Origin of the sequence: Duganella sp. CT11-25, from assembly GCF_047302815.1 — a bacterium.
Taxonomy (GTDB): Bacteria; Pseudomonadota; Gammaproteobacteria; order Burkholderiales; family Burkholderiaceae_D; genus Rugamonas.
On the sequence record NZ_JBKBFD010000001.1, the window covers coordinates 3410462 to 3427334 of the forward strand.

Sequence of the window (16873 nt, forward strand, 5' to 3'; positions counted from 1 at the left end):
GGCTAGCTGACGCCCAAGGCCGCGGCAACCGCCGCATGGGTCGTTTCGGCCAGGTCGCGCCGGTGCGCGCCGATGGTGTCGATGGCCGGCAGGATCGCCAGCTTGGCCTTGACCGGCTCGCCGCCAAGGATGGCGACGATGCTCTCGGCAAACGACATCTCGCCGATGAAGTCCACCGAAGGATGGGAGCGCCCCGCCGCATCCTCATACGTCAGCGCGAACGGCTGCACTGGCACCCTGGCGTCGATCGCCGCTTCGAACAGGTTGGCGTGGAACGGCAGCAGATTGCCCTGCGCCGAGGTGGTCCCCTCCGGGAAGAAAGCCACGCGCTCGCCGCGCTCCAGGCTGTGCACCAGTCCCTTGAAGATGTGGCGCAGGTCGCGCCGGTTGCCGCGCGCGATGAACACGGTGCCGGCCTTCTCCGCCAGCCATCCGGCCAGCGGCCAGGCGCGGATCTCCGCCTTGGCCACGAAGTGGCTCGGATGCAGGCTGTGGATGACGAAGATATCCAGCCACGAGACGTGATTGGCCACCACCATCGCATGCGCCAGCACCGGCGCGCCGCCGGCGCGCTGCTCCACCGTCACATTGCACATGCGCAGCAACTTGGTCGACCAGCGGCGGATGTGGCCGTTACGCTTTTCCTGTCCCAGCCACGGAAACACCGTGGCGCAGATCGCCATGCCCCAGAACACGTGCAACATCACCCGCGCAAGGCGGAAAATCATCGAAAGTTTCATGCAACGAGATCAACGCTGGTAAGCAACGTGGCCGGCCACGATGGTGGTTTGAACTTGCCCGGCCAGGTTGTAGCCCAGGAATGGCGTGTGCTTGCCCTGGCTGGCCAGGGCCGATGCTTCCACCGTCCAGTGCGCTTCAGGATCGAACAGGCACACGTCGGCCACCGCGCCGACCGACAGCGTGCCGGCGTCGAGGCCGGCCACGCGCGCCGCGTCGGACGTGATGCGGGCCACGGCGCGCGCCAGCGGACGCACCTTGCCGGTGTCCTGCGAGGCGGCGTAGTCGTCGGCCCACTTCAGGCTCAGCGACAGCAGCAGTTCCAGGCCGGTGGCGCCGGGCGAGGCTTCGCCGAACGGCAGCAGCTTCTCGTCGTCGTCGACCGGCGTGTGGTCCGAGCACAGCGCATCGACGGTGCCGTCCAGCAGGCCGAAGCGGATCGCGTCGCGGTCGCGCTGGCTGCGGAACGGCGGCGTGACGCGCGCGTTCGAATCGAAGAAGCCGATGTCGGCGTCGGTCAGGTGGATGTGGTGGGCGCCGACGTCGCAGGTGACCGGCAAGCCTTCCTTCTTGGCGCTGCGCACCAGCTCCAGGCCGGCGGCCGACGACATGCGGCACAGGTGGACGCGGGCGCCGGTGGCGCGCATCAGTTCGAAGATGGTGTGCAGCGCGATGGTTTCCGACATCACCGGCACGCCGGACAGGCCGAGGCGCGAGGCCAGCGGACCGCTGGCGGCGATGCCGCCGCGGCCGATGTGCGCATCCTGCGGACGCAGCCACACGGTGTACTCGAAGGTCTTGGCGTACTGCATGGCGCGCAGCAGCACGTTGGTGTCTTCGATCGGCTCTTCGGCCTGCGCGAAGCCGATGCAGCCCGCTTCGGTCAACTCGGCCATCTCGGTCAGCGCCTGGCCCTTGAGGCCGACGGTCAGCGCGCCCAGTGGATGCACGTGGGCCTGGTTCAGGCCGCGCGCGCGGTGCTTCAGCATTTCCACCAGGCCCGGCTCGTCCAGCACCGGATCGGTGTCCGGCGGGCAGATCAGGCTGGTGACGCCGCCCTGCATCGCCGCCTGCATTTCCGATTCCAGCGTGGCCTTGTATTCGTAGCCCGGCTCGCGCAGGCGCACCGACAGGTCGACGAAGCCCGGCGAGACGATCAGGCCGCTGGCGTCGATGGTCTGGTCGGCGGCGAAGCCTGCCGGCGCCATGCCCACCGCCAGCACCTTGCCGTCGGCGATGTAAAGGTCGTTCTTGCCGTCGATGCCGTTGGCCGGATCGATCAGGTGGCCGTTCTTGATATGAAGTTTCATTCCTGCTTTCATCCCTGCGTCCCCGCCACTATGCTCATCACCGCCATCCGTACTGCAATCCCGAAAGTCACCTGCGGCAGGATCACTGCCTGCGGGCCGTCCGCCACGGCGGAATCGATTTCCACGCCGCGGTTCATCGGGCCCGGGTGCATGACGATCGCGTCCGGCTTGGCCAGCGCCAGCCGTTCCGGCGTCAGGCCGTAGCTCTTGAAGTATTCCTGCGCCGACGGCAGCAGCGCGCCGCTCATGCGCTCGTTCTGCAGGCGCAGCATGATGATGACGTCGACGCCCTTCAGGCCTTCGTCCATGTTGGTGAAGGTGCGCACGCCCATCTGCTCCAGGCCGCCCGGCAGCAAGGTGTGCGGGCCGATGGCGCGCACTTCCGGCACGCCCAGCGTGGTCAGCGCGTGGATGTCCGAACGGGCCACGCGGCTGTGCAGGATGTCGCCGACGATCGCCACCGTCAGGTTGGTGAAGTCCTTCTTGTAGTGGCGGATGGTGTACATGTCCAGCAGGCCCTGGGTCGGGTGCGAGTGGCGGCCGTCGCCGGCGTTGACCACGTGGACGTGCGACTGTCTGGTGTCGTGCAGGTGCTTGGCGATCAGGTAGGGCGCGCCCGATTGCGCGTGGCGCACCACGAACATGTCGGCGTGCATGGCCGACAGGTTGTCGATGGTGTCCAGCAGCGATTCGCCCTTGCTGGCCGACGAAGCCTGGATGTTCAGGTTGATGACGTCGGCCGACAGGCGCTTGGAGGCGATCTCAAACGTCGTGCGCGTGCGGGTCGAGTTTTCAAAGAACAGGTTGAACACCGATTTGCCGCGCATCAGCGGCACCTTCTTCACATCGCGGTCGGAGATGCCGACGAACGAGGTGGCGGTGTCCAGGATGTGATTGAGGATGGACTTGGGCAGTCCCTCGATCGACAGCAAGTGCTGGAGCTCGCCGTTTTTATTCAGTTGCGGATTAAGCATGGTTATGTTCAGGCGTTATCTATGGTTAGCGTAAATTTTCCATCGTCGGCGCGCTTCAGCACCAGCGCCTGCCCGGGGGGCACCTGCACGTGCGCGGCGACGAAGTCGGCGGCGACCGGCAACTGGCGTTCGCCGCGGTCGACCAGCGCGGCCAGCATGATGCGCGCCGGGCGGCCGTAGTCGAACAGCTCGTTGATCGCGGCGCGCGTGGTGCGGCCGGTGTACAGCACGTCGTCCACCAGCAGGATGTTGGCGGCGGCGACGTCGAAGCTGATGCTGGTCGGCTTGACGTCGGCCGGCAGGCCCTTCTTCGCGTAGTCGTCGCGGTAGAAGGAGACGTCGAGCACGCCGCAGCGGGCGGAAAGGCCCAGGTCTGCTGCCAGGCGCTCGGCGATCCAGGCGCCGCCGGAGTGGATGCCGACGATGGCGACATCGGCCACGCCGGCCAGGCCGGCTTTGACGTCGGCCAGCAGCGCCGCGTACAGCGCCTCGGCGTCGAGTTGGTTGGGGTTCAGTGTGGACATGGTTTTTTTAGTTCGTGTCGAAGTATTGTTGCAGGATGATGGCGGCGGCGCGGTCGTCGATGACCTCGCCGCGCTTGGCCGAAATCACGGCCGAGGAATAGCGCTCGTCGACCAGTTCCACCGGCAGGTTGAAGCGGCCGTTCAACTGATTGGCGAACTTGCGGGCGCGCGCGGTCATCTCGTGCTCGGCGCCGTCCGGATGCATGGGCAGGCCGACCACCAGGCGGGCCGGCTTCCACTCGTCCAGCAGCGCCTGGATATCGGCAAAGCGGGTGGCGTTGTCGATGGCGGTGATGACTTTGACTGGCGCGGCCTGGCGGATCATGGTATTGCCCATCGCCACGCCGATACGTTTGACGCCGAAATCGAATGCGAATATGGTTTCGATGCTCACGGTTGGCGCATCATCTTATGCATCGAATTAAGCATGCCCCGCCTCGGAAGTCAGCATCAGCGGATCGATGCCCAGCAGGCGCATGGCCGCCGTGTAGCGCTCCTCGATGGGCAGGTTGAACAGGATGCGCGGATCGGCGCCGACGGTCAGCCAGCCGTTGCGGCTGATCTCGTCCTCCAGCTGGCCCGGGCTCCAGCCCGAATAGCCGATGGACACCAGCATCTGCGACGGACCATCGCCGGCGGCCACCGCCTCCAGCACGTCGATCGATGTCGTAAACGCCACATCCTTGGTCACCGTCAGCGACGACGAATAGCGGTTGCCCGGCGTGTGCAGCACGAAGCCGCGGTCGTCCTGGACCGGACCGCCAAACATGATCGGCTCGTCGACGTGCGACTGCAGGCCGTCCTCCAGCTTCAGGTCGATGCGCTCGAACAATACCTGCATGGTCATGTCGGTCGGCTTGTTGATCACCACACCCAGCACGCCGTTTTCATTGTGCTCGCAAACGTACACCACCGTGCCGCCGAAAACCGGATCTTGCATGGATGGCATTGCAATCAGGAAATGATTTGCCAGGTTCAGGGTGCCGGCGTCACTGGCACCGATAGGGTCCAAGGGATCGCCGGCATCCTGTAACAGGCCGGGTACAGGTAGAGTTTTGTCGATTTTGCTCTTCTTCATACGCTTTGCTCTCTCTGCAGGGTGCTTGATCTTTCTGTGCCGTCTAAACGATAGTTTACACTGAATTGCCGATGCGGCCCATGATTGAGTCCCGCACAAGATTGACACAGACTGAATGAAACTGAATTCCTCACTAGTATGGCTGCGCCGCGACCTGCGGGTTTTCGACCATGTTGCCCTGCATCAGGCATTGCAGGCAAGCACGATCGTGCATTGCGTTTTCATCTACGACACCACCATCCTGGACGCCCTGCCGCGCCGCGACCGCCGGGTCGATTTCATCCACGCCAGCATCGCCGAGGTGGCCGCCGAACTTGCGCAGCTCGGCGGCCACCTGATCGTGCGGCACGGCGATCCGGTGGCCGAGATTCCGGCGCTGGCGGCCGAACTGGGCGTGGACGCGGTGTTCTGCAATCACGATTATGAACCTCAAGCGATGGCGCGTGACGCCACGGTGGGGCGCGCGCTGCGCGATGCCGGCAGGCAGTTTCTCAGCTACAAGGATCAAGTGATCTTTGAGAAGAGCGAGGTGCTGTCGCAGACCGGCGGCGTGTTCTCGGTGTTTACGCCGTACAAGAATGCGTGGCTGAAAAAGCTGGACGCCGATCCGTCGGTGCTGGCGCCCTACCACGTCGAACCGCATGCGGCGCGCCTGGCGCCGCCGCCCTCGCCCGCGCCGGCCCTGCCGACCTTGGCCGAGCTGGGCTTCGAACCGAGCAACCTGGCCGAGCTGAAGATTCCGACCGGCATGTCCGGCGCGGCGCGGCTGTTCGAGGATTTCCTGCCGCGCATCGCCAGCTACAAGGATGCGCGCGATTTCCCGGCCGTGAAGGGGCCGTCGTACCTGTCGCTGCATTTCCGTTTCGGCACGCTGTCGGTGCGGCACCTGGTGCGCACCGTGCTGGATCTGATGGCGCGCGGCGCCGGCGGCGAAGGCGCGCCGGTGTGGCTGGCGGAGCTGATCTGGCGCGAGTTCTACGCGATGATCCTGTTCCACCATCCGCACGTGGTGGGCGCTTCGTTCAAGCCGGCCTACGACGCGATCCAGTGGGAGACGGGCCCGGAAGCGGACGAGATGTTCGCCGCCTGGTGCGAGGGCCGCACCGGTTATCCGCTGGTCGACGCGGCGATGGCGCAGCTGAACCAGACCGGCTACATGCACAACCGCCTGCGCATGGTGACGGCCTGCTTCCTGATCAAGGACCTGGGGATAGACTGGCGGCGCGGCGAGGCCTATTTTGCGCTACACCTGAACGACTTCGACCTGGCGTCGAACAACGGCGGCTGGCAGTGGGCGTCGTCGTCGGGATGCGATGCGCAGCCCTACTTCCGCATCTTCAACCCGATCACGCAGTCGGAGAAGTTCGACAGCAGCGGTAAGTTCATCCGCCGCTACCTGCCGCAGTTGAAGGAGCTGACGGACAAGGAAATCCACGCGCCGTGGCTGACGCCGCGCATGCTGCCGCTGGACTATCCCGCACCGATCGTCATGCACGACGAAGCGCGCAAGCGTACGCTTGAGCGCTACGAGGTGGTGAAAAAGCCTACCGCTTGAGCAGGCCGCTGATCGCGTCCAGCAGCACCGGCTCCTGGAACGGCTTGCCGAAGTAGGCGTTCACGCCCAGTTGCAGCGCGTAGTTGCGGTGCTTGTCCGCGCTGCGCGAAGTGATCATGATGATCGGGATGTCCTTGGTGCGGTCGTCGCCGCGCACATTGCGCGTCAGGTCGAAGCCGTCCATGCGCGGCATCTCGATATCGACCAGCATCAGGTCCGGCGGCATGCCCTGCAACTGCTCCAGCGCATCCACGCCATCCTTGGCCAGCAGCACGTGATAGCCCTCGCGCTCCAGCAGGCGCTGGGTCACGCGGCGCACCGTCATCGAATCGTCCACCACCATGATCGAACGCCCCTGCGGACGCACCGCCGGGCTCTCGCCCGCCGCCTGCGCGTACTGCGGCGCCATCTCGGGGTGATGCGCCAGCTGCTGCGCCAGGGCGACCGGGTTCAGGATCAATACGATATCGCCCGACCCCAGCACCGTCGCGCCGGCGATTCCCACCATGCGCGACAGCTGCGGCCCGATGTTCTTGATGACGACCTCGCGGTTGCCCAGCACCTCGTCCACCTGCACGGCCAGACGCTCATTGCCGTTCTTGAGCATCATCACCGGCGACGAGCGCTGTGCCGGCGGATGCGCGTCGGCGCTGCCCAGCAACGCCGGCAGGTAGTGCAGCGCGGCGTGCTGGCCGTGGATCGGCACGTGGCCGATGCGGTGGGCCTCGGCCAGCGCGGCGTCCTTCATCTGCAGCACCTGCTCGACCAGGATCGCCGGCAAGGCGTAGGTCTTGCCGCCGGCGGACAGCAGCACCACCTGCGTGACGGCCAGCGTCAGCGGCAGGCGGATGGTGAAGCGCGTGCCCTTGCCCGACTCGGAGAACAGGTCGATGCGGCCGCCCAGCGCCTGCGCCTCGGACTGCACGATGTCCATGCCGACGCCGCGCCCGGACAGTTCGGTCAGCGCTTCGGCGGTGGAGAATCCCGGCTCGAAAATCAGGTCGGCGATCTGGGCGTCGGTGACTTCCTCGCCTTCTTCCAGCAAGCCGTTGCTGATGCCCTTGGCGCGGATGCGCTCCAGATCGAGGCCGGCGCCGTCGTCGCTGAATTCAATGACGACTTCATTGCCCTGCTGGGCGACCTGCACCAGCAGTTCACCGGTTTCGTTCTTCCCCGCCTCGGCTCGGGCGGCGCGCGATTCCACGCCGTGGGCGATGGCGTTGCGCAGCAGGTGTTCGAACGGCGCGGCCATGCGCTCCAATACGCTGCGGTCGATTTCGACGGCGCTGCCGCGGATGTCGAGGTTGACGCGCTTGTCGACTTCCTTGGCGCTCTGGCGGGCGACGCGGAACAGGCGTTCGGAGATGCTGGCGAACGGCACCATCCGCACCCGCATCAGGTCGCGCTGCAGATCGCGCGTGAGGCGCGCTTGCAGTACCAGGTCGTTGCCGGCGTTGTCGACGCTGCGGGTCAGGCTTTCGTGGAAGGAGGCGACGTCGTTGACGCTTTCCGCCATCATGCGGGTCAGTTCCTGCAGGCGCGTGAAGCGGTCGAATTCGAGCGGATCGAATTCACGCTCGCTGGAGATCGACATGCGCGAGGCGATTTGCGATTCGGCTTGCATTTCGACTTCGCGCAGCTGGCGGCGCAGGCGGGTCAGATTCTCGGAGAAGTCGAACAGCGAGGAACGCAGGGTTTCAACTTCGTTTTCCAGCTTGGAGCGGGAGATCGAGACTTCACCGGCCTGGTTGACCAGGCGGTCGAGAATGTCGGCGCGGACGCGGACCAGCGGGGACTTGACGCCAGGCTGGAGTTCGTCGACCGGCGCTGCGGGCGGTACGGCGGCCATGACTGGTTCCGCCTCAGGCTCGTGGCCAGGGCCGACATCCAGTGTGCTGGTATCGCTGTCGCCGCTGATGGCCGGCGCGCCGGCGTCCATGCTGGCGACATCGGCGGCCAGGCCGGCGACGCCTTGCAGCGCATCCGGGTGCTGCAGTTGCTCGAACAGCAGCAAGGCATGGTCGTAGTGGGCCAGTAGTTCCTCGAACGCTTGCGGCGTGGCGGAACCGGCGTGCACCATGTTTTCAATGTGCGTTTCGATTTCGTGGGCATGCTGGCCGAGGCGCATCGCGCCGGCCATGCGGGCGCTGCCCTTGACGGTGTGCAGGAGGCGCAGCAGGCTTTGGGCTTGCGCGGTGTCGGCGGGATTGTGCTGCCACGTGCGCAGCGCTTCGCCGACTTGCGGCAGCAGGTCCGCGCCTTCTTCCAGGAAGACCGGCAGCAGGTCGGCATCCAGTTCGTCGTTGAAGAGCGCTGGCGCGGCGGTCAGGATTTCAGGTTCGGCCGGCGCCAGCGTCAGGACTTCGGCATCGGCTTCGATGTCCGGTTCGATTTCCGGCGCAGGTTCCAGCTCGGCGAGCGGCTCGGGCTCCAGCTCCTCGACCATTTCTGGCTCTGGCTCCGCTTCAGCGGCAGGCAAGGCTTCGATTACCGGCACCGGCTCTGGTTCCGGCTGCGGTTCAGGTATGGGCGGCGCCACCGGTGCAATCGGCTCGGCGATCTTGAGCGGCGGCTCGGCGAAAGCATCGTCGAAGGCGGCGTTGAATAAATCGTCGATGCCGTCGTCCGCATGAACTTCCGGCTTTTTCTTCGCCGGCGCCGACGCCGACGCGGCGGCCTCCGATTCCGGAACACTGCCGCTGATGGCGTTGTAAGCCTCGCGGAACAGCTGGTCGAGCGGCGACTCCACGGCTGGTGGTGGCGGCGCCGTGATGCTGTCCATCGTCTCGGCAACCAGGTCGTCCAACCGCGCTTCGATAGCGTTGCTGGCTGCCGGCGGCGTGGCCGCCAGCTCCGTGCGCAGGTCCTGCAACGCGGTGATCAGCTCCGGCTGCGAAGCCGGCATCTCGCCGGCCGCAAAGCTTTGCAGCATCTGGCGAATGCGCTCGATCGTAAAGTCCAGCAAATCATGCTGCACCTGGTCCAGATGCGGCGCGGGCGGCAGCAGCGATTGCAGCGTGGACTCCAGCGCCAGCGCCAGTTCGCGCAAGGCCTTGAAGCCCACCGTGCCCGAGGTGCCGGCCAGCGTATGCGACGCCTGCAACGCATCCGGATTGACCGGACGGCGCGGCTCATGGCGCCATTCGCCGAAGTCCTGCACCAGCAGGCGAACCAGTTCGTCCGTCTCGTGCAGATAGATGTTGTACAGCGGCAGAGCGATTTCCAGCTCGCCGATATGCTTGACGTTGTCGTCGCGCGGCACCGGCTGCGCGATGGTCGGGAATTCGATGACGTTGCCGTGGACGACGGGCGGCGCTGGTGGCACCGGCGGCGGAGCCGGCGCGGCCGGTTCGAAGGCGATGTCCTCCAGCTCTTCCTCCGGCGGCGCAAGCGCTTCGATTTCCTCGGAGGCCGGCGGTGCTTCATCGGCCGATGCCGGAGCAGGAACAAGCGCCGGCTCGTCGATGACAAAATCTTCGCCCTCCTGCACGCGCCCGGCGGCGGCAACCAGCGCATCCGCATTGCGCGACGAAACGCCGGCGGCCGCCAGCTCCGCCACCCACGCGCCCATGTCCAGCGCGGCGTGGTTGAGCAGCGCGAACAAGGCGTCCGTCGCCGGACGCCCGTCCGCCAGCCACATATTCATGACCCGCTCGATGCCATGCGCGGCATCGGCGAACTGGTTCAAGCCCACCATCCGCCCGCTGCCCTTGAGCGTGTGGAAGGAGCGGCGCAGCATGGTCAGGTTATCTTCGCTGCCGGACTCCGCGCGCGGCTTGGCCAGCGTCGCATCGACAAACGCCAGCACCTCCTGCGCTTCGGTGATAAAGATCTCCAGCAGCTCCGCCTCGACCGCGGCATCGCTGGCGGCAGGCGGCGGCGCCTCGACCGGCATGGATGCCGGCGCGGGCGCCGGCACCTGCTCGTCCAGCACCGGTATCGATTCCGACGCCGGCATCTTCTTGAACGGCACCGAACGGAAGGTGCCATGCTCCGCGTCGAAAGCAAAGCGCTCGCGCGCGCCGGCCGCGTTCTGCGCCAGCATATCGACAAAGAATCCCAACGCGCCGACGTTCTGCGCGATATCGTCCAGCGTCTTCGGTTCCAGCGCGGGGTCGCCGCCGCCGGCCGCCAGCGATTGCACCGCCGCCTTCACATGCAGCGCGGCCTGCATCGCGTCTTCCTGGTCGAGGATCGCCAGCGCGCCCTGCAGCTGGTGCAGCACCGGGTCGAGTTCCGTCAACGCCGGGCGTCGGGCCGGATCGGCGTAGTACTCGTCGAGCACCTTCTCCACCTGGCGCAGGCCGGTCTTCATTTCCATCGCCAGCGCGACCACCGTATCGTCCTGCTGCATTTGGCGCGCCAGGCCGTTCTGCCACTGCGCGGGCTCCGGCGGCGTATCGCCGGACACCAGCGCCAGCAAGCGCGCGCCGATGGTATCGGCGTGGGCGGCGAATTCGTCCGGCAGATGGCGTATCTGTTCCAGTCCATGCTCGGCGAACAGCAAGGCGGTCGCCATCTCCAGCGCCAGCTCCTCGCTGCGGCCGGCCGACACCGCCGTGTGCGCGACATCGGCCAATTGGCGCAGCAGCGCGCTCAGGGCCGGAATATCCAGTGTGTCGCACCCGGCGGCGACATCCGCCAGCGCCTTGCCGAAGGCCGCGTCCAGCTCGGGATCGATCTCCGCGTCGGCCAGCCGGTCCCAGCTCGCCTTGGCCTGCGCCATGCCGGCCTTGGCCCGCTCCAGCGCCTCGATATCGATCTGGCCGTAGCGGCGCGTTTCGTAGTCGGCCGGCACCAGGCCGCCCAGCGCGTAGGCGCCGCGCAGCTGCCGCACCGTGGCCGACGCGGAATCCGGCGCCGCCGCGATGAAGAACAGCGCATCGCGCAGCATCGCGTCCGGCAGCGCCGCCTGGCCCTGGCTCAAACGGCGTATCTGCAAATTGATCAGACCGAACAGCTGCTTGACGTACAAGCCGCCCGCCAGCTCGCCGCCGGCGACCAGCTCCGCAAAACCCTGCATGGCCAGCCAGAAGGCGCGCGCCTTGCCGTCCTGCTGCGCGCCGGCGACCAGCTTGACCGCCTCCAGCAGCGCGGCGGCATGCTCCTGCTGCTGCGCGGGCTCGCCGCTCTTCATGTACGGCAGCAGCGCGCGCTCGAAACGCTGGCGGTAGGCCGCGTAATCGGCGTCGGCTGCCGGTTCGGCGGCCGGCGGCAGATCAGCGACCTGCGACAGATCGGGATAGAACAAGTCGGCCGGATGGATGCGGTCCGCCCCCATCATCTCCAGCACCGCGCGGTAATAGGGGAACAGCCTGGCCGGCTGCGACGGCGCGCCTTCCAGCAGCTCTTCCAGATACTCCACCAGCGCGCGGTACAGCAGCGCCAGCGTCTCGGCGTTGTCGGTGCTGCACTTGAGCGTGCCGGCCTTGAAGCGGTCCAGCGCCGCCTCGGCCGTCTCGGTCATCAGGCTGACGCCGTCCACGTCCACCATCTGCAGCGCGCCGTGCGCCTGGTGCAGGTGCGATTTCGCGTGCTGCAGCTGGGTGACCTGATCTTCCGGCGCCCGTCCACCGGCCTCGAACAAGGCGGTGCGGGAGCGCGCCAGCGACTCGCGTATCTCCACCATCACCCAAGACAGGGGTCCGGTGTCCAATTGCGGTTGCGGCGATGTCGAAAAATCAGTTGTGGTCATGCGCTTCCCTTAATCCTTCAGTCTTTCAGTGATAGCTGGCTCAGTTCGCGATACGGAATCGCGCCACCGAGTTTTTCAATTCCTGCGCCAGCACTGACAGCTTGTGAATCGATTGTGCGGTTTGCTGGGTACCGTCCTGCGTCTGCTCGGTCACCGTCAAAATGTGTTGGATGTTCTGCGCCACGCCGGTCGCCGACGTGGCCTGCTGGCCGGTCGCCAGCGAGATGCCGGAGATCAGCTCCGCCAGGCGGTGCGACACCTGCGAAATGTCGTTCAGCGCGGCGCCGGCCGCGTCGGACAGGCGCGCGCCCTCGACCACGCCCTGCGTCGATTTTTCCATTGCCGCCACCGCGTCGTGGGTATCGGTCTGAATCGTGCGCACCAGCGCGCCGATCTGCTTGGCCGCTTCGGCCGACCGTTCCGCCAGGCGCTGCACCTCTTCCGCCACCACCGAGAAGCCGCGGCCGGCCTCCCCCGCCGACGCCGCCTGGATCGCCGCGTTCAGCGCCAACACGTTGGTCTGTTCGGTAATATCGGAAATCAGCTCGGTGATCTCGCCGATCTCCTGCGACGATTCGCCCAGGCGCTTGATGCGCTTGGAGGTATCCTGGATCTGCTCGCGGATCTCGTGCATGCCCTTGATGGCGTTTTCCACCGCCGTCGAACCCTGCGCCGCCGCCGCCACCGACTGCAGCGCGACGTCGGCCGATTCGCTGGCCGAGCGCGAAACGTCGGTAATCTCGTTGGCCATCTTCACCACCGTGGCCGACGCGTCCTGGATCTCGCGCGACTGCTGCTGGGATGCCAGCAGCAGGTCGCTGGAGATGCTTTGCGCGTGGGTCGACGCCTTGGTCACCTGCTCGGCGGTCGCGGTCACGCGGCCCACCAGGCCGCGCAGCTCTTCCACCGTATAGTTGACCGAGTCGGCGATGGCGCCGGTGATGTCCTCGGACACCGTGGCCTGCACCGTCAAGTCGCCGTCCGCCACTTCCTGCAGCTCGTTCATCAGGCGCAGAATCGCGGCCTGGTTCTGGTCGTTCATGGCCTTGGCTTCTTCTTCCTTGCGCTGCGACAGCTGGCGCATGGATTCGGCTTCCTGGCGGCGGCGGTCGGCGCCGCGCGTGCGGTTGTAGGAATCCATCAGCAGCACGCGGCCGATGGCGGCGGCCGAGACCAGCGTCAGCATGCCGCCGGCCACCATCAGCCAGAAGGTCATGTCCAGCGAATCCTGGGCGTCGCGGTAGGAAGCCTGCACGGTCGACAGGCGCTGGCGCAGCGCTTCGTTGTCGTTGAAGATCAGCTGTTCGGCGGCCTTCGCGGCGCTGAACTTATCGAGCTTGTCGAGGATGGCCGTGACCAGCTTCTGATACTCCTCGAAGTCGGTCTTCAGCGCGGTGAATTTTTCGCGCAGGTCGGCATCGCGCACCGCGCCCAGGCCCAGCGGCACGCTGCCGGCAAGGAAGCCGTCGATGGTGTTGCGGAACACCGTGGTGTCGCGGCCCAGCTGGAAAGCGGTCTCCGAAGTGATGCCGCCGGCGGTGAGGAATTCGCCGGCGCTGCGGCTCATGCGCTGGGTCAGCATGGTGAGCTTGCCGAGCGCCGCGATCTCGCGCGCGGAACCGCCGCGCTGCACCTTGAGCGCGCTGATTTCCTCGGTGCGCGACAGCAGGTCCGGCGACATCGCGTTCAGCTTCTGCAGCGTCTTGTCGACACCGCTCAGGTCCGCCTTCAGCGTCAGGATGGTGCCGGCGGCGAGGTCGGTCGCGGTCCACTGCTTGCGCGCGGCCGCCACCACCGGCGCGATGGTCGCGCTCGGTTCGCCGACATTGCGGCCCTGGTACTGGCCGCCGCTGGTCATCAGCTTGATGTCGTTATTGAGTTCCTTGCGGCTTTCCTCCAGCTGGCGGAAGCCTTCCGCGCTGCCCTGCACCGCGTTCGGCGCCGCCTTGCCGATGCGCTGCGAGTGCATCAGCGCATCGCTGGCCACCTGGGTTTGCGCGGAGCGGTTGGCGCCGTGGATGGTGTTCAGCGCGACGAACGCCGCGCTCAAGGCGAGGCTGACCGCCAGCGCGCTGGTTAGCACGCTCAGTTGGCGCTGGGCCGGCAAATGGCCGATCAGCGGCAGCTTGAAGCCGACGCCCGGTTCGGGCGGCGCCTCCGGCGCATCGCGGCGGCGGCCCAGCGCATCACGCAGGCGCAGCGGCGCGGCGCTGTCGCCACCGGTGTCGGCGGGCGCCGAAGCCGGTGCGGCTGCCGGCGCGGCTGCCGGCGTGCCGGCGGACTGCAGGAACTGCGAGTCGCCGGCTTCGCCGAATTCTGAATTCGCTGCCATGTCCTGGCCGGCATTCCGGTTGCCGCGCGAAAAAATACCCAAGTTGAAAGCCATTACACCCTCTCCGGATTAATTTGCTACTGATTCCTACACGAGACCAACCTGCAAAAAACGGGATTCACGCACCAGCTGCGCCAGGTCGAGACGGGTCCATTGCTGGCCCTCGCCGTCGTGGAAAAGCTGGTTGCGCCACAACGGCGCGCCATCGGCCGGCGTTGCCGCCGCCGCCATGTCGGACAATTTGCGCAGGCCCAGCACGCGCTCCGCCAGCAGCGCGCAATTGAAACCCAATGCGGGCGCGAATGTGATCAGGCGGCGTTCGGCCAGCGGCGTCTCGCCGGCGTCCTGCGCCTGGTAGCGCGCCATGTCGATCACGCCGGTCAGGTTGCCGCGGATATTGGCCAGGCCCAGATACCAGTCCTGCGCCAGCGGCACCGTGGTGACCGGCTGCAGCGGCACGATCTCGCTGATCTGGGTCAGGTCCAGCAGGCACAGACGGCCGCCGATCTGCACGCCCAATTCGCGCCCGCTGACGGCGGCGCCGGTCTTGGCGGCCTGCATGCGCTCGAGCAGCTGCACCTGGTACTGGCGCAGGCGGCTGCGGCGCTCCGGGCCGGCCGATGGATTGGGCGTGTCGGGCGTCTGGCTGCTCATCGGTTAACCAAGCGCCGCGATTTTAGCCAGCAGCTCGGCGGCGTCCACCGGCTTGACCAGGTAGTCGCGCGCGCCCTGGCGCAAGCCCCAGATACGGTCGGTCTCCTGGTTCTTGCTGGAGCAGATAATCACCGGCACGTCCTGCAGCTCCGGATCGCGGGCGATCGAGCGCGTGACCTGGAAGCCGTTCGCGCCGGGCATGACCACGTCCATCAGGATCAGCTGCGGCTTGTCGGCCTTGATCTTGGCCAGCGCCTCCTCGCCGTTTTCGGCGACCGACACGGAAAAGCCGTTCTTGACCAGGATATCGGTCAGGTAATAGCGCTCGGTGGGCGAATCGTCGACGATCAGAATTCTTTGTATGGCCATGTTTTCCCCCTGCTGCTTTCTTATTCGGCTGATGGGACAGCGCCGCCGGTGTGCTCGCGCACCGCCGCCAGCAGGCTGTCTTTGGTAAAAGGTTTGGTCAGATAGGCGGCCGAGCCGACCATCGCGCCGCGCGCGCGGTCGAACAGACCGTCCTTGGAGGACAGCATCAGCACCGGCGTGGCGTGGAATTTCGCGCTTTTCTTGATCAAGGCGCAAGTCTGGTAGCCGTCCAGGCGCGGCATCAGGATGTCGCAAAACACCAGCGCCGGGTGGTGGTCGTTGATCTTGGCCAGCGCGTCGAAACCATCCTCGGCCAGCACCACCTGGTAGCCGGCCTGGGTCAGGAAGATCTCGGCGGAACGACGGATCGTGCTGCTATCGTCGATCACCATGATTTTCAGGGCATTAGCTTGCGGCGTGGTCGTCATAGTCGGTTCGCTGAAATGGTGCTATACCATAGCATAGGGAAGGCGGCGAGTGCGCCTTCCTGGCGGGATATTGCCTGCTTTGCGCAGGGGAGATCAGATGGCTACCATCTCGAAATCGTCCTTGCGGGCGCCGCATTCCGGGCAGCTCCAGTTCATCGGCACGTCGGCCCAGCGGGTGCCGGCGGCGATGCCTTCGTCGGGCAGGCCGGCCTCCTCGTCGTAGATCCAGCCGCAGATCAGGCACATCCAGGTCTTGAACTCCTGCGTTGTTTCATTGCTACTCACGTTCTGCCACCCTTCAATCTAGTAAAATGCTGAATTAGGTATCTTAATCTACCCGCCGTGCAAAACCAAACTTCTCCTCTCATATTAAGCTTCGGCGCCGCCGATCCGGCTGGCGCGATAGGCGTCCAGGCCGACCTGGCGGCTTTTTCGGCCCTCTCCTGCACCGGACTCTCGGTCACCACCGCGTTGCTGATCGGCGACAGTGCGCGCGTCGAAGACGTGCAGGACATCGATCCGGACTGGGTTTCCGACCAGGCCCGCGTGGTCCTGGAGGACATGACCATGGCCGCCTTCAAGGTCGGCGCGCTGACCAATGTCGAGCAGGTGGCGGCGATCGCCGAGATCCTGTCCGACTATCCGGACGCGCCGCTGATCCTCGATCCCTTCAGTTCGCGCCTGCCCGATCCGCCCGACGACGACGTCGAGGAACTGCTGACGGCCGTGCGCCAGCTGCTGGTGCCGCAGGCCACGCTGCTGATGCTGTCGACGGTGGAACTGGGGCGCATGGCCGAAACCTGGCGCGAAGGCGCCGAGGACACGCTGGAATCGGACGTCGAGCATCTGCTGGCCCTGGGCTGCGAATTCGTGCTGGTCACCGGCACGCCGGCCGCCGCGGCGCAGGGCGAAAGCGCCGCGCCGAACACGCTGGCCAACACCCTGTTCGGCGCCGACGGCGTCGTCAGCCACGAGGCCTGGCAGCACCTGGCCGGGCCGTTCATCGGCGCCGGCGGCACCCTGTCGGCGGCGATCACCGCCTTCATGGCGCGCGGCGCCGACGTGCCGGAAGCGGTGGCGGCGGCGCAGGAATACACCGTCGGCGCGCTGGCGCACGCACAACGCTACGGTATGGGAAAATTCGTGCCCAACCGTTTCTTCCATCTGCTGACCACCGCGGCGGACATGCAATAGCCCGCGGCAGACGCTTACCAAC

General features: G+C 66.3%; 14 protein-coding genes. 2 read left to right on the top strand and 12 right to left on the bottom strand.

Translation table 11 applies throughout. From position 1 onward, the window contains the following. Positions 1 to 2 precede the first annotated feature (2 nt). Genes ACEN9F_RS14640 through ACEN9F_RS14665 form a run of 6 tightly spaced genes read right to left on the bottom strand, consistent with a single transcriptional unit; the run spans position 3 to position 4624 of the window. A complete protein-coding gene (locus tag ACEN9F_RS14640) occupies positions 3 to 728 on the bottom strand; it encodes a lysophospholipid acyltransferase family protein (protein WP_413420751.1) in 726 nt (241 codons plus the stop codon). A 21-nt stretch (positions 729 to 749) separates the two neighbouring features. Further along, entirely contained in the window at positions 750 to 2048 is a 1299-nt protein-coding gene (locus ACEN9F_RS14645; RefSeq protein ID WP_413420752.1) for a dihydroorotase, read from the bottom strand. A gap of 8 nt (positions 2049 to 2056) precedes the next feature. Beyond that, positions 2057 to 3022, bottom strand: coding sequence for an aspartate carbamoyltransferase catalytic subunit (locus ACEN9F_RS14650; protein ID WP_413420753.1), 966 nt, complete (start codon positions 3020 to 3022; stop codon positions 2057 to 2059). An 8-nt stretch (positions 3023 to 3030) separates the two neighbouring features. After that, entirely contained in the window at positions 3031 to 3546 is a 516-nt protein-coding gene (pyrR, locus tag ACEN9F_RS14655; protein ID WP_413420754.1) for a bifunctional pyr operon transcriptional regulator/uracil phosphoribosyltransferase PyrR, read from the bottom strand. Between the two features lie 7 nt (positions 3547 to 3553). Further along, a complete protein-coding gene (ruvX, locus tag ACEN9F_RS14660) occupies positions 3554 to 3940 on the bottom strand; it encodes a Holliday junction resolvase RuvX (RefSeq protein WP_413420755.1) in 387 nt (128 codons plus the stop codon). 27 nt (positions 3941 to 3967) lie between these two features. Beyond that, positions 3968 to 4624 (bottom strand): YqgE/AlgH family protein, encoded by a 657-nt coding sequence (locus ACEN9F_RS14665; RefSeq protein ID WP_413420756.1) that lies wholly within the window; start codon positions 4622 to 4624, stop codon positions 3968 to 3970. A 115-nt stretch (positions 4625 to 4739) separates the two neighbouring features. On the opposite strand from ACEN9F_RS14665, the gene ACEN9F_RS14670 reads away from it, so the two are divergent. After that, positions 4740 to 6179 carry a cryptochrome/photolyase family protein gene (locus tag ACEN9F_RS14670; RefSeq protein WP_413420757.1) on the top strand — a complete coding sequence of 480 codons (1440 nt, stop codon included), beginning with the start codon at positions 4740 to 4742 and terminating at the stop codon, positions 6177 to 6179. Here ACEN9F_RS14670 and ACEN9F_RS14675 read toward each other — a convergent pair. From ACEN9F_RS14675 to ACEN9F_RS14700, 6 genes are all read right to left on the bottom strand, one after another. After that, positions 6169 to 11874 (bottom strand): Hpt domain-containing protein, encoded by a 5706-nt coding sequence (locus ACEN9F_RS14675; protein WP_413420758.1) that lies wholly within the window; start codon positions 11872 to 11874, stop codon positions 6169 to 6171. The two genes, ACEN9F_RS14670 and ACEN9F_RS14675, sit on opposite strands and share 11 nt — an antisense overlap. A gap of 40 nt (positions 11875 to 11914) precedes the next feature. Further along, positions 11915 to 14206, bottom strand: a complete 2292-nt coding sequence (locus tag ACEN9F_RS14680; protein WP_413420759.1) for a methyl-accepting chemotaxis protein — start codon at positions 14204 to 14206, stop codon at positions 11915 to 11917. Between the two features lie 87 nt (positions 14207 to 14293). Beyond that, positions 14294 to 14860 (bottom strand): chemotaxis protein CheW, encoded by a 567-nt coding sequence (locus ACEN9F_RS14685; RefSeq protein ID WP_413420760.1) that lies wholly within the window; start codon positions 14858 to 14860, stop codon positions 14294 to 14296. A 3-nt stretch (positions 14861 to 14863) separates the two neighbouring features. Continuing rightward, on the bottom strand, positions 14864 to 15229 hold the full coding sequence (locus tag ACEN9F_RS14690) for a response regulator transcription factor (protein ID WP_413420761.1): 366 nt from the start codon (positions 15227 to 15229) through the stop codon (positions 14864 to 14866). 20 nt (positions 15230 to 15249) lie between these two features. After that, positions 15250 to 15657: a response regulator gene (locus tag ACEN9F_RS14695; RefSeq protein WP_413420762.1), complete on the bottom strand. Its 408-nt coding sequence runs from the start codon at positions 15655 to 15657 to the stop codon at positions 15250 to 15252. Positions 15658 to 15750: 93 nt separating this feature from the next. Further along, positions 15751 to 15903, bottom strand: coding sequence for a rubredoxin (locus ACEN9F_RS14700; protein ID WP_176652487.1), 153 nt, complete (start codon positions 15901 to 15903; stop codon positions 15751 to 15753). A gap of 96 nt (positions 15904 to 15999) precedes the next feature. Here ACEN9F_RS14700 and thiD point away from each other — a divergent pair, with 96 nt between their 5' ends. Then, positions 16000 to 16851, top strand: a complete 852-nt coding sequence (thiD, locus tag ACEN9F_RS14705) for a bifunctional hydroxymethylpyrimidine kinase/phosphomethylpyrimidine kinase (RefSeq protein WP_413420763.1) — start codon at positions 16000 to 16002, stop codon at positions 16849 to 16851. Positions 16852 to 16873 lie beyond the last annotated feature (22 nt).

What these genes read in the sequence shown, in the direction of transcription:
- ACEN9F_RS14640 (WP_413420751.1), bottom strand. Translation starts at nt 728, where the DNA reads ATGATTTTCCGCCTTGCGCGGGTGATGTTGCACGTGTTCTGGGGCATG.
- ACEN9F_RS14645 (WP_413420752.1), bottom strand. Translation starts at nt 2,048, where the DNA reads ATGAAACTTCATATCAAGAACGGCCACCTGATCGATCCGGCCAACGGC.
- ACEN9F_RS14650 (WP_413420753.1), bottom strand. Translation starts at nt 3,022, where the DNA reads ATGCTTAATCCGCAACTGAATAAAAACGGCGAGCTCCAGCACTTGCTG.
- pyrR (WP_413420754.1), bottom strand. Translation starts at nt 3,546, where the DNA reads ATGTCCACACTGAACCCCAACCAACTCGACGCCGAGGCGCTGTACGCG.
- ACEN9F_RS14665 (WP_413420756.1), bottom strand. Translation starts at nt 4,624, where the DNA reads ATGAAGAAGAGCAAAATCGACAAAACTCTACCTGTACCCGGCCTGTTA.
- ACEN9F_RS14670 (WP_413420757.1), top strand. Translation starts at nt 4,740, where the DNA reads ATGAAACTGAATTCCTCACTAGTATGGCTGCGCCGCGACCTGCGGGTT.
- ACEN9F_RS14675 (WP_413420758.1), bottom strand. Translation starts at nt 11,874, where the DNA reads ATGACCACAACTGATTTTTCGACATCGCCGCAACCGCAATTGGACACC.
- ACEN9F_RS14680 (WP_413420759.1), bottom strand. Translation starts at nt 14,206, where the DNA reads ATGGCAGCGAATTCAGAATTCGGCGAAGCCGGCGACTCGCAGTTCCTG.
- ACEN9F_RS14685 (WP_413420760.1), bottom strand. Translation starts at nt 14,860, where the DNA reads ATGAGCAGCCAGACGCCCGACACGCCCAATCCATCGGCCGGCCCGGAG.
- ACEN9F_RS14690 (WP_413420761.1), bottom strand. Translation starts at nt 15,229, where the DNA reads ATGGCCATACAAAGAATTCTGATCGTCGACGATTCGCCCACCGAGCGC.
- ACEN9F_RS14695 (WP_413420762.1), bottom strand. Translation starts at nt 15,657, where the DNA reads ATGACGACCACGCCGCAAGCTAATGCCCTGAAAATCATGGTGATCGAC.
- ACEN9F_RS14700 (WP_176652487.1), bottom strand. Translation starts at nt 15,903, where the DNA reads ATGTGCCTGATCTGCGGCTGGATCTACGACGAGGAGGCCGGCCTGCCC.